The 21,800-nt window shown below is 55.2% G+C and carries 19 protein-coding genes; 9 read left to right on the top strand and 10 right to left on the bottom strand.

Translation table 11 applies throughout. From position 1 onward, the window contains the following. Positions 1-16 precede the first annotated feature (16 nt). Positions 17-2,179: a YccS family putative transporter gene (yccS, locus tag ACERY3_RS03710; RefSeq protein ID WP_033145122.1), complete on the top strand. Its 2,163-nt coding sequence runs from the start codon at positions 17-19 to the stop codon at positions 2,177-2,179. Here yccS and ACERY3_RS03705 read toward each other — a convergent pair. Continuing rightward, positions 2,136-2,762: a TfoX/Sxy family DNA transformation protein gene (locus tag ACERY3_RS03705; RefSeq protein WP_373225061.1), complete on the bottom strand. Its 627-nt coding sequence runs from the start codon at positions 2,760-2,762 to the stop codon at positions 2,136-2,138. The genes yccS and ACERY3_RS03705 overlap by 44 nt on opposite strands. Positions 2,763-2,979: 217 nt before the next feature. Here ACERY3_RS03705 and sulA point away from each other — a divergent pair, with 217 nt between their 5' ends. Beyond that, a complete protein-coding gene (sulA, locus tag ACERY3_RS03700; protein ID WP_033145120.1) occupies positions 2,980-3,489 on the top strand; it encodes an SOS-induced cell division inhibitor SulA in 510 nt (169 codons plus the stop codon). A gap of 354 nt (positions 3,490-3,843) precedes the next feature. After that, positions 3,844-4,899 carry a porin OmpA gene (ompA, locus tag ACERY3_RS03695; protein ID WP_023311028.1) on the top strand — a complete coding sequence of 352 codons (1,056 nt, stop codon included), beginning with the start codon at positions 3,844-3,846 and terminating at the stop codon, positions 4,897-4,899. Between the two features lie 63 nt (positions 4,900-4,962). On the opposite strand, the gene matP is transcribed toward ompA, so the two are convergent. Then, the gene (gene matP / locus ACERY3_RS03690) at positions 4,963-5,415 is read right to left on the bottom strand and encodes a macrodomain Ter protein MatP (RefSeq protein WP_032658161.1); all 453 of its coding nucleotides are present in this window, start codon (positions 5,413-5,415) and stop codon (positions 4,963-4,965) included. Positions 5,416-5,601: 186 nt separating this feature from the next. Between matP and ACERY3_RS03685 the strand changes: the two genes are divergently transcribed. Together ACERY3_RS03685 and fabA are read left to right on the top strand one after the other, a co-directional pair. Beyond that, entirely contained in the window at positions 5,602-7,362 is a 1,761-nt protein-coding gene (locus tag ACERY3_RS03685; protein WP_373225060.1) for an AAA family ATPase, read from the top strand. A gap of 68 nt (positions 7,363-7,430) precedes the next feature. Next, positions 7,431-7,949 (top strand): 3-hydroxyacyl-[acyl-carrier-protein] dehydratase FabA, encoded by a 519-nt coding sequence (fabA, locus tag ACERY3_RS03680; protein ID WP_008499931.1) that lies wholly within the window; start codon positions 7,431-7,433, stop codon positions 7,947-7,949. A gap of 71 nt (positions 7,950-8,020) precedes the next feature. Here fabA and rmf read toward each other — a convergent pair whose 3' ends face one another. From rmf to rlmKL, 6 genes are all read right to left on the bottom strand, one after another. After that, positions 8,021-8,188 carry a ribosome modulation factor gene (rmf, locus tag ACERY3_RS03675; protein WP_013097261.1) on the bottom strand — a complete coding sequence of 56 codons (168 nt, stop codon included), beginning with the start codon at positions 8,186-8,188 and terminating at the stop codon, positions 8,021-8,023. Positions 8,189-8,443: 255 nt separating this feature from the next. Next, complete coding sequence (gene pqiC / locus ACERY3_RS03670; protein ID WP_319875646.1) at positions 8,444-9,010, bottom strand: membrane integrity-associated transporter subunit PqiC; 567 nt, start codon at positions 9,008-9,010, stop codon at positions 8,444-8,446. After that, positions 9,007-10,647 (bottom strand): intermembrane transport protein PqiB, encoded by a 1,641-nt coding sequence (gene pqiB, locus ACERY3_RS03665; protein WP_033145117.1) that lies wholly within the window; start codon positions 10,645-10,647, stop codon positions 9,007-9,009. The genes pqiC and pqiB overlap by 4 nt, the downstream gene beginning before the upstream one ends. 4 nt (positions 10,648-10,651) lie before the next feature. Next, complete coding sequence (gene pqiA / locus ACERY3_RS03660) at positions 10,652-11,905, bottom strand: membrane integrity-associated transporter subunit PqiA (RefSeq protein WP_023311024.1); 1,254 nt, start codon at positions 11,903-11,905, stop codon at positions 10,652-10,654. Between the two features lie 13 nt (positions 11,906-11,918). Beyond that, positions 11,919-13,826 carry an ABC transporter ATP-binding protein gene (locus ACERY3_RS03655; RefSeq protein ID WP_033145115.1) on the bottom strand — a complete coding sequence of 636 codons (1,908 nt, stop codon included), beginning with the start codon at positions 13,824-13,826 and terminating at the stop codon, positions 11,919-11,921. Between the two features lie 12 nt (positions 13,827-13,838). Further along, positions 13,839-15,947: a bifunctional 23S rRNA (guanine(2069)-N(7))-methyltransferase RlmK/23S rRNA (guanine(2445)-N(2))-methyltransferase RlmL gene (rlmKL, locus tag ACERY3_RS03650; protein ID WP_039261606.1), complete on the bottom strand. Its 2,109-nt coding sequence runs from the start codon at positions 15,945-15,947 to the stop codon at positions 13,839-13,841. Positions 15,948-16,045: 98 nt separating this feature from the next. On the opposite strand from rlmKL, the gene ACERY3_RS03645 reads away from it, so the two are divergent. After that, complete coding sequence (locus ACERY3_RS03645; RefSeq protein ID WP_058840879.1) at positions 16,046-17,155, top strand: YcbX family protein; 1,110 nt, start codon at positions 16,046-16,048, stop codon at positions 17,153-17,155. On the opposite strand, the gene zapC is transcribed toward ACERY3_RS03645, so the two are convergent. Next, positions 17,152-17,694, bottom strand: coding sequence for a cell division protein ZapC (zapC, locus tag ACERY3_RS03640; RefSeq protein ID WP_023311020.1), 543 nt, complete (start codon positions 17,692-17,694; stop codon positions 17,152-17,154). The genes ACERY3_RS03645 and zapC overlap by 4 nt on opposite strands. A 165-nt stretch (positions 17,695-17,859) precedes the next feature. Further along, a complete protein-coding gene (gene pyrD / locus ACERY3_RS03635; RefSeq protein WP_058840880.1) occupies positions 17,860-18,870 on the bottom strand; it encodes a quinone-dependent dihydroorotate dehydrogenase in 1,011 nt (336 codons plus the stop codon). 248 nt (positions 18,871-19,118) lie between these two features. Between pyrD and ssuE the strand changes: the two genes are divergently transcribed. From ssuE to ssuD, 3 genes are read left to right on the top strand one after another with little or no spacing between them, the layout of a single operon-like run. After that, entirely contained in the window at positions 19,119-19,694 is a 576-nt protein-coding gene (gene ssuE / locus ACERY3_RS03630; RefSeq protein WP_058840881.1) for an NADPH-dependent FMN reductase, read from the top strand. Beyond that, a complete protein-coding gene (locus ACERY3_RS03625; RefSeq protein WP_039261603.1) occupies positions 19,687-20,649 on the top strand; it encodes a sulfonate ABC transporter substrate-binding protein in 963 nt (320 codons plus the stop codon). Before ssuE ends, ACERY3_RS03625 begins: the two co-directional genes overlap by 8 nt. Further along, positions 20,646-21,791 carry an FMNH2-dependent alkanesulfonate monooxygenase gene (ssuD, locus tag ACERY3_RS03620; protein ID WP_039261601.1) on the top strand — a complete coding sequence of 382 codons (1,146 nt, stop codon included), beginning with the start codon at positions 20,646-20,648 and terminating at the stop codon, positions 21,789-21,791. Before ACERY3_RS03625 ends, ssuD begins: the two co-directional genes overlap by 4 nt. Positions 21,792-21,800 lie beyond the last annotated feature (9 nt).

Genomic DNA, 21,800 nt, shown 5'->3' with positions numbered 1-21,800 from the left:
AGGACCGGCCGCGTTTATGCTAAGCCCACTGCTTCGCCGTTATACCTGGAACAGCACCTGGCTATACAACGTCAGGATATTTATCGCGCTTTGCGGCACGGTTGCCCTGCCCTGGTGGCTGAATGATGTCAAGCTCACCATTCCGCTTACGCTGGGGGTGGTGGCCGGGGCGCTGGCGGACCTGGACGATCGTCTGGCCGGGCGTTTACGTAACCTGGTCATTACGCTCGTCTGCTTTTTCATTGCGTCAGCGTCCGTTGAGCTGCTTTTCCCGTGGCCCTGGCTGTTTGCCCTGGGCCTTACGCTCTCAACCAGCGGGTTTATTTTGCTGGGCGGCCTCGGGCAGCGCTATGCCACCATCGCGTTTGGTGCATTGCTGATCGCCATCTACACCATGCTGGGCGTTTCCCTGTACGACCAGTGGTACCAGCAGCCGGTTCTCCTGCTGCTGGGCGCCATCTGGTATAACCTGCTGACGCTAACCGGTCATCTGATCTTCCCGGTTCGCCCGCTGCAGGATAACCTTGCCCGCAGCTTTGAGCAGTTAGCCCACTATCTGGAACTGAAATCCCGGCTGTTCGACCCGGATATCGAGGAAGAAAGCCAGGCTCCGCTCTACGATCTGGCGCTGGCAAACGGCCAGTTGGTCGCCACCCTTAACCAGACAAAGGCCTCTCTGCTTACCCGTCTTCGCGGCGATCGCGGTCAGCGCGGAACGCGAAGGACCTTACACTACTATTTTGCCGCCCAGGACATTCACGAACGTGCCAGCTCCTCGCACGTTCAATACGCGGCCCTGCGCGAGAAGTTCCGCTACAGCGACGTGATGTTCCGCTTCCAGCGCCTGCTGTCCATGCAGTCTCAGGCGTGTCAGCAGCTCTCGCGGTCTATTCTGCTGCGCACGCCCTATCAGCATGACCCCCGCTTTGAACGCGTATTCAGCCATCTTGATGCGGCGCTCGACCGCGTTCAGGCCAGCGGAACGTCACCGGAACACATCAAAGCGCTGGGCTTTCTGCTGAACAATCTGCGGGCGATTGATGCTCAGCTGGCGACCATTGAGTCCGAACAGGCGATGGCGCTGCCGGGCAGTGAGGTGGAAAATCAGCTTGCTGATGACAGCGTGCACAGCGTTAGCGATATGTGGCTGCGTCTGAGCCGCAACTTTACGCCGGAGTCGGCACTCTTTCGCCACGCGGTGAGAATGTCGCTGGTGCTGTGCGTGGGGTATGCCTTTATCCAGATAACCGGGCTCCACCACGGCTACTGGATCCTGCTGACCAGCCTGTTCGTCTGCCAGCCGAACTATAACGCCACCCGACACCGTCTTGCGCTGCGTATTATCGGCACGCTGGTCGGCGTCGCGATCGGCCTTCCGGTGCTCTATTTTGTGCCCTCCGTTGAAGGTCAACTGATTCTGATTGTGATCACCGGCGTGCTGTTCTTCGCGTTTCGCAACGTGCAGTACGCCCACGCCACCATGTTCATCACGCTGCTGGTGCTGCTCTGCTTTAACCTGCTGGGTGAAGGGTTCGAAGTCGCCCTGCCCCGCGTGATCGATACCCTGATTGGCTGCGCGATTGCCTGGGCTGCGGTCAGCTTTATCTGGCCGGACTGGCGTTTCCGCAATTTGCCGCGCGTGGTAGACAGGGCAATGAACGCCAACTGTCGATACCTTGACGCAATCCTGGAGCAGTACCACCAGGGGCGCGATAACCGCCTGGCTTACCGGATAGCCCGTCGCGACGCGCACAACAGTGACGCAGAACTGGCCTCCGTTGTCTCTAACATGTCAACGGAGCCTCGCGCCACGGCGGAGATTCGTGAGACTGCGTTCCGCCTGCTCTGCCTGAACCATACGTTCACCAGCTATATTTCGACGCTGGGCGCCCACCGTGAGAAACTCACCAACCCAGGCATTCTCAACCTGCTCGATGACGCCGTCTGCTACGTTGATGACGCACTTCATCACCGACCGGCCGATGAGCCGCGCGTTCAACAGGCGCTGGATGAACTGGCTCAACGCATTGCGCATCTTGACCCTGGAAACGACAGCAAAGCGCCGCTGGTGCTTCAGCAAATAGGCCTGCTTATCGCTCTGCTGCCTGAAATTTGCCGGCTGCAACAGCAAATCGCTACCTGGAGGAGTGATTCTCCTGTGGCTCAGGCAGCGCATTAAACCACTCCGTCAGCTCCCGGCGAATGCCTGCCGGGAGTGCCGCCTCATGCAGCCCCTCGATAGCCCCTTCCAGTGCGAAGAGAACCTTAATACCGAGCGCTTTGTTTTTTGCCCGCATCTTCAGCCAGCTCGCTCTGGCACCCAGCGCCCGCAGCGTTTCCTCATTGGTGATGCCAGCTTCAAAGAGCAAGACTTCAAGCTGAAAGGTCAGGTTTGGCAGATCCTTGAGTCGGTTTCGTTGATGGCGCTGATAGCGCTCTTTTCTTGCCGCACTGAGCGCAAACGAGGAGAGCTGAAGCAGGCGCTCTCTGTCCTGCCATAATCCGTCATCCACACGATAATAGTTGAGCAGCACCGGGCGGCCTCGCTTCATCAACGTCAAAAAAGAGGAGGCATTTTTTGCACAGTATTTCGCACTCTCCTCACAGGCGCGAAGATAAAGCTCTCCGTCTGACACCATGGCAAAAACCGCATCATCCACCGCCAGGGTATAGCCTCCAAACAGCGCGCGATGATGAATCTCGCCCAACGGGGAGAGATATTCCTGGGATTTATAAATCCGTTCATAAGATATCTTTTTCATGATATTTCCCTTCAAAATCATAAAGTAACAACGAAATTTCTTACTAGCGGATCCGTTAGCAGGAAAATAGGCAACTTATCGCCGATGAGCAAGATGATTTTTCGAGGGACATCAACATTGAATGAATTTTGCGAGTCGCTTTCCGAAAATGAGGTTGATCTTTATGCATACAGGGGTTACTGTATATTCATACAGTAACTACAGGGCTGGAATGAATATGCACACTTCAGGCTATGCAAATCGCTCAACCTCTCTCTCTTCTACCGCAGGCAATGTCGCGCAGAATTCCGTCGAGCGTGTTTCCACGGGGCTTATCAGTGAAGTGGTTTATCGTGAAGACCAGCCCCTGTTGACGCAACTTCTGTTGTTGCCGTTATTACAACAGCTTGGTCAGCAATCGCGCTGGCAGCTTTGGCTCACGCCTCAGCAAAAACTGAGCCGTGAGTGGGTTCAGTCCGCAGGCCTTCCGCTTACTAAGGTCATGCAAATTAATCAGCTCCCGCCGTGCGATACCGTTGAGTCGATGATCCGCGCGTTACGCACCGGAAATTACAGCGTGGTGATTGGATGGTTACCGGAAGAATTGACGGAAGAGGAACATTTCCGTCTGACTGAAGCAGCCGAAGAAGGGAATGCGATCGGGTTCATTATGCGTCCGGTTCGCTCGGATTCTTACCGCAGAGGACAACTTTCTGGGCTAAAAATTCACTCAAATTTGTATCATTGAGTGAAATTAAGATTTTTCCTGGAATTTTTTTTGACCACAAGATGGCATTAAAGTTCCCGGCCTGAAAATTGCGGCAAGGCTTGTCTGGTGCGGTTCTCCTTTATTTTATTGCACAAAATTCGTTCGAAAAATGTTAAATAATCGGTATACGGAACTTTTTTTTTCATATGCCTGACGGACTTCACACTTGTAAGTTTTCAGCTACGTTGTAGACTTTACATCGCCAGGGGTGCTCGGCCTAAGCCGAAGATATCGGTAGATTTATATTTGACCACGCCCCCCGGTGAAGGATTTAACCGTGATTCTCTCCTGAGACTTTCATGGCGAATTTTGGATGATAACGAGGCGCAAAAAATGAAAAAGACAGCTATCGCGATTGCAGTGGCACTGGCTGGCTTCGCTACCGTAGCGCAGGCCGCTCCGAAAGATAATACCTGGTATGCAGGTGGTAAACTGGGCTGGTCTCAGTTCCACGACACCGGCTGGTACAACAGCAGCCTGAACAATGATGGCCCAACTCACGAGAGCCAGCTTGGTGCAGGTGCGTTCGGTGGCTATCAGGTTAACCCGTATGTTGGTTTTGAAATGGGTTACGACTGGTTAGGTCGTATGCCATACAAAGGCGACACCATTAACGGCGCTTTCAAAGCACAGGGCGTTCAGCTGACCGCTAAACTGGGCTACCCAATCACTGACGATCTGGACGTGTACACCCGTCTGGGCGGCATGGTATGGCGCGCAGATTCCAGCAACAACATCTCTGGTGACAACCATGACACCGGTGTTTCCCCAGTATTCGCTGGTGGCGTTGAGTGGGCTATGACCCGTGACATCGCTACCCGTCTGGAATACCAGTGGGTTAACAACATCGGCGACGGCAACACCGTTGGTGTTCGTCCAGACAACGGCATGCTGAGCGTAGGTGTTTCCTACCGTTTCGGCCAGCAGGAAGAAGCAGCTCCAGTTGTTGCTCCAGCGCCGGCTCCAGCTCCAGAAGTACAGACCAAGCACTTCACTCTGAAGTCTGACGTTCTGTTCAACTTCAACAAAGCGACTCTGAAACCAGAAGGCCAGCAGGCACTGGATCAGCTGTACACCCAGCTGAGCAACCTGGATCCTAAAGACGGTTCCGTAGTGGTTCTGGGCTTCACCGACCGTATCGGTTCTGACGCTTACAACCAGAAACTGTCTGAGAAACGTGCTCAGTCTGTTGTTGATTACCTGATCTCTAAAGGTATCCCAGCTAACAAGATCTCCCCACGTGGTATGGGCGAATCTAACCCAGTTACTGGCAACACCTGTGACAACGTGAAAGCTCGCGCTGCACTGATCGACTGCCTGGCTCCAGATCGTCGCGTAGAGATCGAAGTTAAAGGCATCAAAGACGTTGTAACTCAGCCAGCGGCATAAGTTATCGTCTTATAAAAAAACCCCGCCATGCGGGGTTTTTTATTGTCTGAAGAAAAGAAAAATCTATTTTTTACCCAACAGAGCCTGAAGGTCGTTCTTAAGCGTCGACATCTGGTTGGCGTACTTCTCTTTATGTTCGGCATCCTCGATCAGCTGCACGATGGTTTCCGACAGCGTTTTGCCCCGTCGTTGTGCCAGCCCAGCCAGGCGTTGCCAGACCACGAACTCCAGGTCGATTGATTTTTTGCGAGTATGCTGATGCTCAGCATTAAAATGCCGTTTGCGTCGCGCGCGGATAGTTTGCTTCATCCGGTTTAACAGCGCAGGATTGATGTGTTTCTCAATCCAGCCGTTAACCTGTACCGGTTCATTTTCGAGGGTCAGCAAAATATCCACGGCTTCTTGCGCAGCGCTGGCTTCGACGTAGCAGGTGATCAGCTCCCCTTCACGGTGCTTTTTGACCAGGTACTTCCATTTCCAGCCGCTTTCGAGATTTTCCAGTTGTTGATATTTCATTGCGATCTCAGTGTTACCACGTAACTCTGTTCAGAATATCAGTTTTTTAGCAATCTGCTGAAAAGAAATCATATCCTGTGAGTGAATGCAGCCAATCGCCCTGTCGAAATCCCCGATCCTGCTTGGGTACAGCCCCCCGCTTACGGTATACTCCACGCTTTTACATCTGACTAAAAAACATCAACTTTGACCATTACGAAACTTGCATGGCGTGACCTTGTTCCCGATACCGAAAGTTACCAGGAACTGTTTGCACAGCCCGAACTCGCAAAAGAACACGAATTCATCCTTAGCGATACGCAGCCTCGTTTGCATTATGCGCTGGAGCAGGTGTTAAGCCCATGGGCAACAGCGCCCTTCATGCTGCTCAAGGCCCCGGAAGAAGCGGAATACCTGACGCTGCTCGGAGATGCCGTGCGCCAGCTGAAGCCGGAAGCGAACGCAGTTTTTGGCGGCCAGTATCGTATTGCGGGACATGATGTCACTTTCGAACCAACGGCGCAGGCCGATGGCCGTTTTGCCGTTAAAGGCGAAGTGATTACCGCTAACTGGGTCGAGGCGGAACAACTCTTTGGTTGTCTGCGCCAGTTTAACGGCGAACTTTCGCTGCAGCCGGGGCTGGTTCATCGCGCAAATGGCGGTGTTCTCATCATCTCACTGCGCACCCTGCTCTCGCAGCCGCTGCTGTGGATGCGTCTGAAAACTATCGTCAACCAGCAGCGTTTCGACTGGGTCGGCTACGACGAGTCTCGTCCTCTGCCTGTCTCTGTTCCGTCTATGCCGCTGTCGCTGACCGTCGTGCTGACGGGCGACCGCGAATCGCTGGCGGACTTCCAGGAAATGGAGCCGGAACTGGCTGAGCAGGCGGTGTATAGCGAATACGAAGACAACATCCAGATTGCTGACGCCGACGATATGGCGCAGTGGTGCCAGTGGGTGATGGCCGTTGCTGAGCGTTTTGCGCTGCCAACCCCTGCGGCTGACGCGTGGCCGGGCTTAATCCGCGAAGCAGTACGCTACACCGGTGACCAGGAAACGCTGCCGCTTTGCCCGCTCTGGATCGGCAAACAGCTGCGTGAAGTGGGTGTGATTAGCGGTAACGGGGAGTTCACCGGAGAACAGCTCACTCAGATGCTGGCTCAGCGTGAGTGGCGAGAAGGCTATCTTGCCGACCGTATGCAGGATGAAATTCTGCTGGAACAAATTCTGGTGGAAACCGAAGGCGAACGCGTCGGGCAGATCAACGCCCTGTCGGTGATTGAATTTCCTGGCCATCCGCGCGCATTCGGGGAGCCGTCCCGTATCAGCTGCGTTGTGCACATTGGCGATGGCGAGTTCACCGATATTGAACGAAAAGCCGAGCTGGGCGGCAACATTCACGCGAAAGGCATGATGATCATGCAGGCGTTTTTGATGTCAGAGCTGCAGCTTGAGCAACAGATCCCCTTCTCCGCCTCGCTGACGTTTGAGCAGTCCTACAGCGAAGTGGATGGCGATAGCGCCTCTATGGCCGAGCTGTGCGCCTTAATCAGCGCCCTGGCGGAAGTGCCCATCAATCAGAACATCGCGATCACCGGTTCTGTGGACCAGTTCGGTCGTGCACAGCCAGTGGGAGGCCTCAACGAAAAAATTGAAGGCTTCTTCTCTATCTGTCAGCAGCGCGGTTTAAACGGCAAACAGGGTGTGATTATTCCTGCTCCCAACGCACGCCATTTGAGCCTCAGTCAGGATATTCTGGATGCGGTTGAGCAAGAGCAATTCGCCATCTGGGCCATCGAAGGGATTGAGGATGCGCTACCCTTACTGACAAATCTGGTTTGGGATGGCGAAGGGCAAACTACCCTGATGCAGACTATCCAGGAGCGCATAGCTCAGGCGACACAGCAGGATGCTCGTCATCGTTATCCATGGCCGTTACGCTGGCTGGGCTGGTTTAGTTCGAACTGATCGGACTTGTTCAGCGTACACGTGTTAGCTATCCTGCGTCCTTCACTAAAATAAGGCTTACTGAGAACATGGTAGATAAACGCGAATCCTATACAAAAGAAGATCTTCTTGCCTCTGGTCGCGGTGAACTGTTTGGCGCTAAAGGCCCACAGTTACCGGCCCCGAACATGCTGATGATGGACCGTGTCGTGAAAATGACCGAAACCGGCGGCAACTTCGATAAGGGTTACGTAGAAGCAGAACTCGATATCAACCCGGACCTGTGGTTCTTCGGTTGCCACTTTATTGGCGATCCGGTAATGCCTGGCTGTCTGGGCCTGGATGCCATGTGGCAGCTGGTTGGCTTCTATCTGGGCTGGCTGGGCGGCGAAGGTAAAGGCCGCGCGCTGGGCGTGGGCGAAGTAAAATTTACTGGCCAGGTACTGCCTACAGCGAAAAAAGTGACCTATCGTATTCACTTCAAGCGCATCGTTAACCGCCGCCTGATTATGGGCCTGGCAGATGGCGAAGTGCTGGTCGACGGTCGTCTGATCTATAGCGCAAGCGACCTGAAAGTTGGCCTGTTCCAGGATACTTCAGCTTTCTAATCGTGCTTTTGGCACCCCCAGAAAGGCGAAACCTCCGCATTGCGGAGGTTTCTTTTTTGAAAGAGACGTTATCAGGCTATGAGTGCCCTGTCGCCGATGGCTTCTCGCCAGCCTCCAAGCCATTGTGACCTTTGATTTATCGTCTGATAAGGACACATTTCTTTAGAACGTCCAGCGATGCCGGCCTGATAACCACGTTGATGAGCCCGTTCCAGGCGATCTCGTTTCTGTCTCTTCATGCCTCGTTTCCCTCATTCTTTTGTCTGGTGGAAAGAAAACAGTGTCTGCACTAAATGCACAGGCACAGATAACGAATACCCCGAATTAGTCGCATCGTCAATGTTCAAAATTCATACGGGTGTCATATTTGTGAGCTAGCTGGAAGTTCATTTGTACAAAAATTGTGACGTGGCACAAGTAACAAACTGAAGTGAAAACGAAAAAAAACCGCAATCAGCGAGAGGCCAACTGCGGTTTTTGATGATGAATTTTACTTATGGCAGCCGGGAAATTTCTCTCGCGATGCTGGCCGACTCCTGTGCCCAACCCTGAGCCAGGACTTTCACCATTTCGTCATAGCCATCTTTCTGCTGCTTCAGCTCCAGATGGAAAGGACGCTTAATCAGCTGCCCCTGATGGTTCAGCAACCACTCCCCGCTAATCACCACCGCACCGTCATAGCGGCCGTGGAAGCCCGTAACCGTGACGTTAAGCGTATCCTGGTCGTTACCCAGCGGCTGCGACGCGACAACCCAGCCCGGAAGCTGACTGCCCAGATTGGCCACCAGCGTGTTGCGCAGCTGCTGATCCAGCGGGCTGGCCCACAGGTTGTTCGTCGCAATCACGTATTTAACCTCGCTGGTCTGATAGACCACCCCGTTTCCTGCCAGATAATCCGGCACGGCAACCTGCTCAACCCACAGCTGACGGTTTCCCTGGCTGGCCGTGCTTTGCCCACCGCTGTGGGTAGCCACAGGCAGCTGATAGTAACTTTTATTATCTACCCCTGAACTGCACGCCGTTAACAGCAGAGCGCCAACCATCAATAGCCACTTTTTCATTCTTTTGCCCTCTTCGGCTCAGGATCCTTTTTATCTTTCGCTTCGAACACCAGCGCGTTGCTCTTCTCGTTGAGCGTTTTCAGCACCGGCTGCAGTTCACGTAAGACCTGATCAAGACGCTGCATATCTGCCACCATCTTGTTGTAGGCCGCTGAACCCGGCTGGAAGCCCTGCATACTGCGGTTCAGCTCACGCAGCGTTTTCTGCATATCCTGCGGCAGCTGCTGCATACTCTGGCTCGCCGTGATCTTGTTGATGTTATCCAGCGTGGTTTGCAGACGACGCATCGTTGCCTGGCTTTCGCTCAGCGAGTTCGTCGCCGCTTCAATCATCGGATTCAGCGGCAGATTGTTGATCTTATCCAGCGTCTCCATCAGGCGCTGTTGGATCTGAGCCAGACCGCTGCTCACCGTTGGGATGATCTTGTAGCCACCGAATTCACGAATACCGGTAATCGGCGGTGCTTTCGGGTAGAAGTCCATATCCACATACAGCGCACCGGTCACCAGATTACCCGTCTTCAAGGAACCTCGCAGACCACGGTCCATCAGTTGACTGATATGGGTGGCAATATCCTGATTCTCGCCAATCTGGTTAAGCAGACGTTCCGGCTCGATGCGGATCAGCACCGGAATACGATAATCATCGTCCAGCATCTGGCTCAGGCCCGGAACAAAGAACGGAACTTGCCCAACCGTACCAAGACGAATACCACGGAACTCAACGGGCGCGCCCGGCTGCAGGCCGCGGACGGAATCTTTGAAGAACATCAGGAAGTCGATGTGATCGGTATAAAGCGCGTCCTGAATGCTTCGCTGATCGTCAAAGAGTCTGAACGCCGTTTTCTCGGCAACCGGCTGCCCCAGATCCTGCCCTTCCGGCACATCAAAGCTCACCCCACCGCCAAACAGCGTGGTTAAGGAACCCATTTCTACGCGCATCCCCGCCGACGTAAGATCGACCGCGATCCCGCTGTCCTTCCAGAAGCGAACGTTGCTGGTCACCAGACGATCGTTTGGCGCATTGATGAACAGCTGATAGCTGATGGTACGCTTTTGCGCATCGAAGGTGCTGGTTTCAACGGAACCGACGCGGTAGCCGCGGAACAGTACCGGGTCACCCGCCGTAAGCTGGCCCGCTTTTTTGCTGTCGAGGATCACGCGGATACCCTTGGCATCAGGCGGCGCAAGCGGCGGTGAGTCGAGAAGCTGATATTGCCCAGGCTGGCTGCCCTTCGTGCCGGGCTGCAGTTCAATGTAGGCTCCAGAGAGCAGCGTCCCTAAGCCGCTGATCCCTTCGCGCCCCACCTGCGGTTTAACCACCCAGAAAACGGAATCGCCATGCAGCAGTTTTTCCATGCCGGCATTAAGGCGCGCCTTAATCTCCACATGGGTTAAATCGTCGGTCAGGGTTGCGCTTTCGACCACGCCCACGTCCACGCTACGGCTTTTGATGGTCGTTTTACCGCCCTCAATCCCCTCGGCATTGGTGGTTATCAGCGTGACTTCCGGTCCCTGATGGCTGTAATGATAAAACAGGATCCATGCACCGATCAGCGCGGTCACGATGGGGAAAATCCACACCGGCGACCAGTTTTTGACCTTCTGCACTTTCGCCTCTCCACTCTTATTTTCCATGCTCTTACTCTTCCTCATGGCTTGATTCAGGCTCACGATCCCACGATAAACGAGGGTCGAAGGTCATGGCCGCAAACATGGTCATAATCACGACCAGTGCAAACATTAAAGCCCCCATCGCGGGATAAATACTCATCAAACCGCCCATCCGCACCAGTGCAGAGAGAACGGCGATGACAAACACGTCAATCATTGACCAGCGTCCGACAAACTCGACCACTTCATAAATCAGGTGCATGCGTTCGCTGTCGCGTTTTCCATGACCCTTCGCATCCCAACAGAGCCAGGCGATGGCGATCATTTTTAAGGTTGGCACCATAATACTGGCGATAAAGATCACGCCGGCGACAGGATAGGAACCTTCGCCCCACAGCAGGATCACCCCGGCGAGGATCGTCGAGGGCATTTTATCGCCGAGCAAATCGGTGATCATGATCGGTAGAATATTGGCAGGCAGATACAGCATGATGGAGGTGACCAGCAGGGCCATCGTCCACTGAAGGCTATTTTTACGGCGTACGTGACCTTTCGTTTCGCAGCGCGGACAAACGTCGAGATCGGCGGGCAGCACGGCGGTGCAGCACGGGCAGGAACGCAGCCCCTGACGAATGCCGGGCACGCCGACTTTTACCGTCTGCGCAAGCGTCGGTGCCGGGGCGATATCATCCCACGCCCAGCGTCTGTCCACGCACTGGAAAGCACGCAGCTGCAGGACACAGTACAGGCACCACGGAATAAAGCTGCTGCCGATCCCCACATCGCCGTACGCCATGAGCTTCACGAAACTGACCAGAATGCCCGCCAGAAAGATTTCAGCCATGCCCCAGCTTTTGAGCTGAAAAAGGATACGCGCGAGCCGGATTTTCAATGATGAGGGCATCCTGACGCGGTTGACCAGCAATAGGATAACGACCAGGCAAAAAGCCGGGACTATCTGGACAAACAGGAGAAAAAAGGTGCCGAGGCTGGCGTAATCTTCCGAGAACATCACGCCCGGGATTTCAAGCAGATCCACCTGGCTGGTTATCCCTCCCACCTTCATATAGATGAAAGGGAAGAGATTGGAGAGCAGCAGCATGAACAATGCTGCCAGAGCGTAAGCAGTGGGACGCTGCCGCGGCGCGTCCCACTCGGTTGTCAACGTTGCGCCGCAACGTGGACACAGGGCTTTATGTCCGTGACCAAGCTCTGGCAACGCCACGAGCATATCGCATTGCGAGCATAAAATATGCCTGTCGGCATGGTGCTGGTCACACATATGTTATCCCTGTCTATGCGCCGTTTTTCAGAGACTCAAGGTACTCCCAGCGCTCAAATGCTTCTTCCAGGGCTTTTTCAGCCGCGGACAGTTCAGCCAGTACTTTCTGAGTATAGTCATGCGATTGGGTAAAGAATGATGCATCAGCAACCTGTTTTTGCAGATCCTCAAGCGCGGCCTCCAGCTCTTCAAGACGCTGCGGTAGCCCCTCCAGTTCGCGCTGCAGGTTATAGCTTAGTTTAGCCGAGGTTTTCTTGACAGTTTCTGCTTTTGTTACAGCAGGTTCTGAACTTATTTTGGACTTTGACTGTTTCTGCGCCAGAGACTGCGATTGCTGCCCTTTTGCATCGTGATAACCGCCTACGTATTGTCCAATTCGCCCTTCACCTTCGAAGATCCAGCACTCGGTCACGGTGTTATCCACGAACTGACGATCGTGGCTAACCAGCATCACGGTCCCCTGATAACCGTCAATCAGTTCTTCGAGCAATTCCAGCGTTTCGACATCCAGGTCGTTCGTTGGTTCATCGAGAATCAACAGGTTACTTGGTTTCAGGAACAAACGCGCCAGCAGCAGACGATTACGCTCTCCGCCAGATAACGCACGGACTGGGGTCATCGCACGTTTCGGATGGAACAGGAAGTCCTGCAGATAGCCCAGCACGTGGCGCGGCTTGCCGTTTACCATTACCTCTTGCTTGCCTTCGGCGAGGTTATCCATCACCGTGCGGTCCGGATCCAGCTCCGCGCGGTGCTGGTCGAAGTAGGCCACTTCCAGCTTAGTCCCACAGTGAATGCGGCCGCTGTCGGCCTGCAGCTGGCCCAGCATCAGCTTCAGCAGCGTGGTTTTACCACAGCCGTTCGGGCCGATAAGCGCAATTTTGTCGCCGCGCTGCACCTGGGCGGAGAAATCTTTCACCAGCACTTTGCCATCAACCTGATAGTTGACGTTTTCCATTTCAAAGACAATCTTGCCGGAACGGGACGCTTCTTCCACCTGCATTTTGGCGCTACCCATCACTTCACGGCGTTCGCTGCGCTCACGGCGCATTGCCTTCAGAGCGCGCACGCGGCCTTCGTTACGGGTACGGCGGGCCTTGATGCCCTGGCGGATCCACACCTCTTCCTGCGCCAGCTTGCGGTCGAACTCCGCATTCTGCAGCTCTTCCACGCGCAGGTTTTCTTCTTTCTCCAGCAGATAGGTGTCGTAATCGCCAGGATAGGTGACCAGCTTGCCGCGGTCGAGATCGACAATACGCGTCGCCATGTTGCGAATAAACGAACGGTCATGCGAGATAAAGATGATGGTGCCGCTGAAGGTTTTCAGGAAACCTTCCAGCCAGTCAATCGCTTCGATATCCAGGTGGTTCGTCGGTTCGTCCAGCAGCAGCACCTTCGGCCCGCTGACCAGCGCGCGGCCCAGGGCCGCTTTACGCAGCCAGCCGCCGGAGAGGGCCGACAGCTCCATGTCCGCTTCCAGACCAAGCTGGGCCAGAACCTCGTTAATGCGGTTTTCAAGCTGCCACAGACCGTGGTGATCGAGCATCTCCTGCACTTTCGCCAGTTCGTTGAGGTTCTTGTCGCTCGGGTCGGTCATCACCAGATGCGAAATCTCGTGATAGCGCTTCAGGTATTCGGCCTGCTCAGAAATGCCTTCCGCCACGAAATCGTAAACGCTGCCTGTCACGTGACGCGGCGGGTCCTGCTGGAGGCGGGAGACGATCAGATCCTGCTCGTACACGATGCGGCCGTCATCCAGCCCCTGTTCACGGTTGAGGATTTTCATCAGCGTGGATTTACCCGCGCCGTTACGGCCCACCAGACAGACGCGCTCGTTATCTTCGATATGCAGCTCTGCATTATCGAGAAGCGGCGAGTCGCTGAAAGAGAGCCACGCGCCGTGCATACTAATTAAAGACATTTATTTTTCCTTTCAGGCCGCGGTAATCAACCAGCAGTTATGAATTTGACGGTTACGGGCAAAGTCCTGAGACAGCGTTTTTTGGCTGATTTCTTGTGCTTTCAGTCCCAGGGCTGCTAAGCCGTCATGATCCATACGGAAGCCGCGTTTGTTGTTCGAGAACATAATGGTGCCGCCCTTACGCAGCAGGCGCTTCAGGTCGGTCATCAGGCGCAGGTGATCGCGTTGAACGTCAAAGCTATCCTCCATGCGCTTGGAGTTGGAGAAGGTCGGCGGATCGATAAAGATCAGGTCGAACTGCTCGTCGGTATCACGCAGCCAGCCCAGCACGTCGGCCTGCATCAGTCGGTGCTGACGTCCGGTCAGCCCGTTAAGACGCAGGTTGCGCTCCGCCCACTCCAGATAGGTGCGGGACATATCCACCGTGGTGGTGCTCCGCGCACCGCCCAGACCCGCATGCACGCTCGCGCTGCCGGTATAGGAGAACAGGTTGAGGAAATCTTTGCCCTTGCTCATCTGGCCCAGCATGCGACGCGCGATACGGTGGTCGAGGAACAGGCCGGTATCCAGATAGTCGGTCAGGTTCACCCACAGGCGAGCGTTGTATTCGCCCACTTCGATAAAGTCACCCTTCTCGCCCATCTTCTGATACTGATTTTTTCCTTTCTGACGCTCGCGGGTTTTCAGCACCAGCTTGTTTGGCGCAATGCCGAGCACGGCGATGGTGGCCGCGATAACGTCCAGCATGCGCTGACGCGCTTTTTGCGCATCAATGGTTTTCGGTGGCGCATATTCCTGAATCACCACCCAGTCCGCGTAGCGGTCAACCGCCACGTTGTACTCCGGCAGGTCGGCGTCGTACAGGCGGTAGCATTCAATCCCTTCCTGCTTCGCCCATTTTTCATATTTTTTCAGGTTCTTGCGCAGGCGGTTGGCATAATCTTCCGCCACGCCGGATGGCTTACTGTCCGCCGCTTTCTCCGCAAGATGGTAGTTTTTCTGCACGCAGTCCAGCGGGCCGTTTTTCGCCTTAAACTGGCGATCGGCACGCAGCTGCAGGCAGCTCAGCAGCTCCGGCGAGGCGCTAAACAGCGACAGGTTCCAGCCGCCGAAGTAGTCCTTCATATTGCGGCCCAGCAGGCTGTGCAGGGCAATCAGCGCCGGCTCGCTGTCCAGACGCTCGCCGTATGGCGGGTTGCTGATCACGGTACCGTACGGACCTTTTGGCAGCGGGTTGGTCAGATTCGCCACGTCTTTCACCTCGAAGGTGACCAGCTCGCCGATACCGGCGCGACGGGCGTTGCTGCGCGCGCGTTCGATTACGCGCGGGTCGCTGTCCGAACCGTAGAAGTGGGAGGTGTACTCCGCCAGACCTTTACGCGCGCGGGTTTGCGCGTCGTCTTTGACCTCTTTCCAGAGCGCTTCGTCGTGCTGGGCCCAGCCTTTAAAGCCCCAGTGACCGCGATGCAGGCCCGGCGCGCGGTCGGTTGCCAGCATGGCCGCTTCAATCAGCAACGTACCGGAACCGCACATCGGATCGAGCAGCGGCGTGCCCGGCTGCCAGCCGGAGCGCATCACAATAGCGGCGGCCAGGGTTTCTTTAATTGGCGCCATACCGGTACGATCGCGGTAGCCGCGCAGGTGCAGGCCTGCGCCGCTCAGATCGAGAGAAATACTCGCCGTGTCACCGTTGAGCCAGACGTTAATACGCAGATCCGGATTTTCGCGATCGACGTTTGGACGTTCCTTATTTTTACGCGTGAAGCAGTCCACAATGGCGTCTTTTACGCGCAGGGCACCGTACTGGCTGTTGCGGATCTCGTCGTTCACGCCGTTGAAATGCACCGCAAAGGTGGCATTGGGCGTGAAGATCTCTGTCCAGTCGATCATCTGTACGCCGGTATAGAGGTCCAGGTCGCTATAGACCTTGCACTCCTTCATCGGCAGCATGATGCGCGACGCCAGACGGCTCCACATCAGGCTCTGGTAAATAAGCCGCGTGTCGCCCTCAAAATGGACACCACCCTGAACCACCTGGCACTCTTGCGCGCCCAGGCTTTCCAGTTCAGTTTTTAACAGCTCTTCCAGCCCACGGGCCGTACTGGCAAACAGAGAATTCATATGGTCACTTTTACTCTTAGAAAATTGTCGCGCATTATAGCTAATATGGCGTGTATGTCATAAAGTTGAAGGCTTATTTTCATTTGTGGGAGTGTGCAGTGGCGACGTTATCCAGGCTTTTTATTCATCCGGTGAAATCCATGCGCGGCATCGGCGTCTCTCACGCGCTGGCCGACATGAGCGGATTCGCCTTCGATCGTATTTTTATGGTCACCGAGCCTGACGGCACGTTCATTACCGCACGCCAGTTCCCGCAGATGGTTCGCTTTACCCCTTCCCCGCTTCATGACGGTTTACACCTTACCGCGCCGGACGGTTCCAGCGCGGTCATTCGCTTTGCTGATTTTGCGCCGGTCGATGCGCCAACGGAAGTGTGGGGCAATCATTTTACCGCGCGAATCGCCCCGGATGAAATTAACCGCTGGCTGAGCGGTTTCTTCTCCCGCGACGTGCAGCTGCGCTGGGTAGGTCCTGAACCGACGCGTCGCGTGAAGCGCCACGACGCCGTTCCCCTCTCCTTCGCCGATGGTTTCCCGTTCCTGCTGACTAACGAAGCCTCGCTGCGTGATTTACAAGTCCGCTGCAAGGCCAGCGTTCAGATGGAACAGTTCCGTCCGAACCTGGTGGTCACGGGCGCCGACGCCTGGGAAGAAGACACCTGGAAAGTGATCCGCATCGGCAGCGTCATCTTTGATGTCGTAAAACCCTGCAGCCGCTGCATTTTCACCACGGTGAGCCCTGAGAAAGGCCAGAAGCACCCTTCCGGCGAACCGCTGAAGACGCTGCAGTCGTTCCGCACCGCACAGGATAACGGCGATGTGGATTTCGGCCAGAACCTGATCCCGCGCTCCAGCGGCGCAATCCGCGTCGGTGATGAGGTAGAAATTCTTGCCCGAGGACCTGCAAAAGCGTACGGCTCAGGTCAGGAAGAAGAAATGGTCGACGTTGTGACAAATGTCGCTTCTGCGGTAGATATTCACTGGCAGGGCAACGTCATCCGTGGCAACAACCAGCAGGTATTACTGGAGCAACTGGAGCAGGCAGGTATTCGCGTACCCTATTCCTGTCGCGCAGGCATTTGCGGATGCTGCCGCATCAGGCTGGTGGATGGAGAGGTTAGTGCGCTGAAAAAATCGGCAATTGGAAATGACGGCACAATTCTGTGCTGTAGCTGCATACCGAAAACGTCCGTACAGCTGGAAGCTTAAACCGCCTGTTCAAGGCTGAAGGAATCTACGCGCAGCTGCGGCTTCAGCCTGTCGTTCATCACTTTAATGGCATCGCCAAGCTGCATCGTCCGCCCGGCAATGGTTACGCCGGGCTGTGCCAGCAGGCAGAGTGCAGCATTTTCGCCTGGCTCAACCACCAGCAGGCTCACCTCTTCTGCGGTATCGCTCAGATTGACGCTGGCCGCATCACCCGTTGCCGGGGTCCAGCTCATACCATGCGCAAGAAAATGCCAGCTTTTTGGCATTTGCGGTTTCAGGAAGCGGATAGCCACCAGCGCATTTAATACCAGCTCGGCACGCTGCTCTTTAGAGAGCACCAGATCGCGGCATTTTTCTTCAAAGGAGAAATAAAGCGCCGCATCGTCAACGCAAAAGCCCGACGGGGAAAATGCATCCGGGGTTAACATTCGGCGGGCAAAACGAGAACGAAACAACATGCCATTGGCTAAATCGAGCATCATTCGGTCATGCTCGTCGCAAAAATACCAGCGCCAGTTATCGTCAGGTTTAATTCGCATGTGTCTCTCCCGTCCCCAAACGTCCTGTACTAAAAATGTCCTGTTTGCCGCCTCGTTTATAACACCATTAATAAAAGACTATAATGACTAAATAAGCAACAGTGACGGAATATAAAACAACCAGGGCTGGAAATAAAGCCCTGGTTGTCTGATTAAGAGAAAAGATTAGATATGAGTAACGATTTCTTTAATCAGCGGCGGTCCTTTAAAAATAAAGCCGGAATAGATTTGCACCAGTGACGCACCTGCCGCCATCTTCTCGCGCGCAGCAATCACTGAGTCAATGCCGCCGACGCCAATAATCGGCAGACGTCCTTTTAATTCCGCAGACAGGGCGCGAATAATTTCGGTGCTTTTTAATTGCACCGGACGTCCACTTAACCCACCCGCTTCGTCACAGTTTTTCATTCCCTGCACGAGGGAACGATCGAGAGTGGTATTGGTCGCAATAACACCATCAATATTATGGCGAACCAAACTGTCGGCAACCTGGATCAATTCTTCAGGAGAAAGATCCGGGGCGATCTTAACCGCGACCGGAACATATTTATGGTGGATCGTCTGGAGTTCATTTTGTTTATTTTTAATGGTACTCAGAAGATCGTCCAGCGCTTCGCCATATTGTAAGGAACGCAGACCCGGAGTATTGGGTGAAGAAATATTCACCGCAATATAACCGGCATAGGCGTAGACTTTTTCCATACAAATCAGATAGTCATCTTTACCCTGCTCTACCGGCGTGTCTTTATTTTTACCGATATTGATGCCTAATATTCCGTCAAAATGGGCTTTTTTTACGTTCTCAACCAGGTGATCAACACCGAGGTTATTAAAGCCCATGCGGTTGATCAGCCCTTCGGCTTCAACCAGGCGGAACAGGCGCGGCTTGTCATTTCCCGGCTGCGGGCGCGGCGTGACGGTACCGATTTCAATGGAGCCAAAGCCCATCGCGCCCAGGGCATCAATGCACTCGCCATTTTTGTCCAGACCGGCCGCCAGACCCAGCGGATTCTTAAAGGTCAGACCCATGCAATGCACAGGTTTTTCCGGCACATTCTGACGCACCAGAGCGGCCAGCGGCGTTCCGGTAATACGACGTAATTGCTGGAATGTAAATTCATGAGCGCGCTCAGGGTCGAGCTGGAAAAGGGCTTTACGAACGAAGGGGTAGTACATGAACTCTCCTGGATTCCCGGTGTGCAAACCGGGAGGGGATTATGGGCGATCCACGCGCGAAAGGGAATTGACCTGCGGCAAAAAATCAGCGTAAAACGCAATCGTTTACCTCCCAGTCTATTTCTTATGCACTTTTTCGCATTTTAATTGCAGATAAATCATTTAGTGGAATAACCGCGCGGTGTCACACTCCTGAAAATTGTTATGAATGTTAGATAAAAGCAAACAATTGGTTATAAGGAGGAAGTATGCGCGTCATTACCCTGGCCGGAAGTCCACGATTCCCTTCGCGCTCCAGCGCCCTGCTGGAATATGCCCGCGAAAAACTCAATGCCCTGGATGTGGAAGTGTGCCACTGGAACCTGCATAACTTCGAACCTGAAGATCTGCTCTACGCCCGCTTCGACAGCCCAGCGCTAAAAACGCTCATCGAGCAGCTTAACGGCGCTGACGGCTTAATTGTGGCCACGCCTATTTATAAAGCCTCTTTTTCCGGGGCGCTGAAAACCCTGCTCGATCTGCTTCCGGAGCGCGCCCTGGACGGCAAAGTCGTGCTGCCGCTGGCAACGGGCGGTACGGTTGCCCATTTACTGGCCGTGGATTATGCCCTGAAGCCGGTGCTGAACGCGCTGAAAGCGCAGGAGATCCTCCACGGCGTTTTCGCAGATGACTCCCAGGTTATCGATTATCAACATAAACCTCATTTTACGCCGAACCTGCAAACCCGCCTCGATACTGCCCTGGAAACCTTCTGGCACGCTCTGCACCGCCGGGATATCCAGGCGCCGGCATTTGGTCAGTCTCAAGGAGTCGCACATGTTTAAAACGTTAACCCGCATCGGCCTGGCAGGTCTGATGGCGCTTACCTCGCTGGCCCATGCCGCAGAAGCGGCTCCGGAAAGTTTACGTATTGGCTATCAGAAAGGCAGCGTCAGCATGGTGCTGGCGAAAAGCCATCAGCTTCTGGAAAAACGCTTCCCGGACACCAAATTCTCCTGGGTGGAGTTCCCGGCTGGCCCGCAGATGCTGGAGGCCCTGAACGTCGGCAGTATCGATCTCGGCAGCACGGGTGATATTCCGCCGATATTCGCCCAGGCGGCGGGAGCGGACCTCGTCTATGTTGGCGTTGAGCCGCCCAAACCGAAGGCCGAAGTGATCCTGGTGCCTGAAAACAGCGACATTAAAAGCGTCGCCGACCTCAAAGGGCATAAAGTGGCTTTCCAGAAAGGTTCCAGCTCGCACAACCTGCTGCTGCGTGCCCTGCAGGAAGCCGGACTCAAGTTCACTGACATTCAGCCCGTTTACCTGACGCCTGCCGACGCGCGCGCCGCGTTCCAGCAGAAGAACGTTGATGCCTGGGCCATCTGGGATCCGTACTACTCCGCCGCATTGCTGCAGGGCGGCGTTCGCGTGCTGAAAGACGGTACCACACTGAAGCAGACCGGCTCGTTCTATCTGGCCGCGCGTCCTTATGCGGAAAAGAACGGCGCATTTATTCAGGGCGTACTGGATACCTTTACCCAGGCCGATGCGCTGACCCAGACCCAGCGTCAGGAGAGCATTGCCCTGCTGGCGAAAACCATGGGCTTACCTGAGCCGGTGATCGCGAGCTATCTCAACCACCGTCCGCCGACCACCATTACGCCCGTAGACGCGCACGTCGCCGCGCTTCAGCAACAAACGGCTGACCTTTTCTATCAAAACCACCTGGTGCCAAAACAGGTCACTATTCGCGAACGCATCTGGCAGCCCGCAGGCAAAGAAGGAGCTAAATCATGAGTCTGAATCTTTTCTGGTTTTTACCCACCCACGGTGATGGACACTATCTTGGTACAGAAGAGGGCTCGCGCCCGGTTGACCACGGCTACCTGCAGCAGATTGCGCAGGCGGCGGACCGAATCGGTTTCACCGGAGTGCTGATCCCGACCGGACGTTCATGTGAAGATGCCTGGCTGGTGGCCGCGTCGATGATCCCGGTAACCCAGCGTCTGAAGTTCCTGGTTGCGTTACGCCCGAGCGTTGTCTCCCCTACCGTGGCGGCGCGTCAGGCGGCAACGCTGGACAGGCTGTCCAACGGTCGCGCCCTGTTTAACCTGGTGACGGGCAGCGACCCGCAGGAGCTGGCGGGCGACGGGGTGTTCCTCGACCATACCGAGCGCTACGAAGCCTCCGCCGAGTTCACCCGCGTCTGGCGACGTCTGCTGGAAGGTGAAACCGTCACCTTTGAAGGCAAGCATATTCACGTTCGTGACGCGAAGCTCTACTTCCCACCGGTGCAGCAGCCGCGACCGCCGCTCTATTTTGGCGGATCGTCGGACGTAGCCCAGGATCTGGCGGCAGAGCAGGTCGATCTCTATCTGACCTGGGGCGAACCGCCTGAGCTGGTGAAAGAAAAAATTGCCCAGGTACGCGCTAAGGCGGCCGCCCATGGCCGCAAGGTGCGCTTCGGTATTCGCCTGCACGTGATCGTGCGTGAAACCAATGAAGAAGCCTGGCAGGCCGCTGACCGCCTGATCTCCCACCTGGACGATGAGACCATCGCCAGGGCGCAGGCCGCGTTTGCGAAAACCGACTCCGTCGGACAGCACCGAATGGCGTCCCTGCACAACGGCAAGCGCGAGAACCTGGAGATCAGCCCGAACCTGTGGGCGGGCGTTGGCCTGGTGCGCGGCGGTGCGGGCACGGCGCTGGTCGGCGACGGACCGACCGTAGCCGCCCGGATTAATGAATACGCAGACCTGGGTATCGACAGCTTTATTCTCTCCGGTTATCCGCATCTGGAAGAGGCGTACAAGGTGGGCGAGCTGTTATTCCCGCATCTGGATGTCGCCATCCCGGAGATCCCGCAGCCGCAGCGGCTTCAGCTTCAGGGCGAAGCCGTGGCGAACGAGTTTATTCCACGCAAAGCCGCACAGAGCTAAGGAGTGACT

This window comes from Enterobacter cloacae complex sp. ESBL7, assembly GCF_041679625.1.
In the GTDB taxonomy this organism is placed as follows: Bacteria; Pseudomonadota; Gammaproteobacteria; order Enterobacterales; family Enterobacteriaceae; genus Enterobacter; species Enterobacter asburiae_B.
The sequence above is the reverse complement of the archived record's forward strand: the minus strand, read 5'-3'. Positions and strand labels throughout refer to the sequence as shown.

Coding starts and splice junctions, on each gene's coding strand:
- rlmKL (WP_039261606.1), bottom strand. CDS start 15,947: ATGAATTCTCTGTTTGCCAGTACGGCCCGTGGGCTGGAAGAGCTGTTA.
- pyrD (WP_058840880.1), bottom strand. CDS start 18,870: ATGTACTACCCCTTCGTTCGTAAAGCCCTTTTCCAGCTCGACCCTGAG.
- ssuD (WP_039261601.1), top strand. CDS start 20,646: ATGAGTCTGAATCTTTTCTGGTTTTTACCCACCCACGGTGATGGACAC.
- zapC (WP_023311020.1), bottom strand. CDS start 17,694: ATGCGAATTAAACCTGACGATAACTGGCGCTGGTATTTTTGCGACGAG.
- pqiB (WP_033145117.1), bottom strand. CDS start 10,647: ATGGAAAATAAGAGTGGAGAGGCGAAAGTGCAGAAGGTCAAAAACTGG.
- ACERY3_RS03655 (WP_033145115.1), bottom strand. CDS start 13,826: ATGTCTTTAATTAGTATGCACGGCGCGTGGCTCTCTTTCAGCGACTCG.
- ompA (WP_023311028.1), top strand. CDS start 3,844: ATGAAAAAGACAGCTATCGCGATTGCAGTGGCACTGGCTGGCTTCGCT.
- ssuE (WP_058840881.1), top strand. CDS start 19,119: ATGCGCGTCATTACCCTGGCCGGAAGTCCACGATTCCCTTCGCGCTCC.
- pqiA (WP_023311024.1), bottom strand. CDS start 11,905: ATGTGTGACCAGCACCATGCCGACAGGCATATTTTATGCTCGCAATGC.
- yccS (WP_033145122.1), top strand. CDS start 17: ATGCTAAGCCCACTGCTTCGCCGTTATACCTGGAACAGCACCTGGCTA.
- sulA (WP_033145120.1), top strand. CDS start 2,980: ATGCACACTTCAGGCTATGCAAATCGCTCAACCTCTCTCTCTTCTACC.
- pqiC (WP_319875646.1), bottom strand. CDS start 9,010: ATGAAAAAGTGGCTATTGATGGTTGGCGCTCTGCTGTTAACGGCGTGC.
- ACERY3_RS03625 (WP_039261603.1), top strand. CDS start 19,687: ATGTTTAAAACGTTAACCCGCATCGGCCTGGCAGGTCTGATGGCGCTT.
- ACERY3_RS03705 (WP_373225061.1), bottom strand. CDS start 2,762: ATGAAAAAGATATCTTATGAACGGATTTATAAATCCCAGGAATATCTC.
- fabA (WP_008499931.1), top strand. CDS start 7,431: ATGGTAGATAAACGCGAATCCTATACAAAAGAAGATCTTCTTGCCTCT.
- matP (WP_032658161.1), bottom strand. CDS start 5,415: ATGAAATATCAACAACTGGAAAATCTCGAAAGCGGCTGGAAATGGAAG.
- rmf (WP_013097261.1), bottom strand. CDS start 8,188: ATGAAGAGACAGAAACGAGATCGCCTGGAACGGGCTCATCAACGTGGT.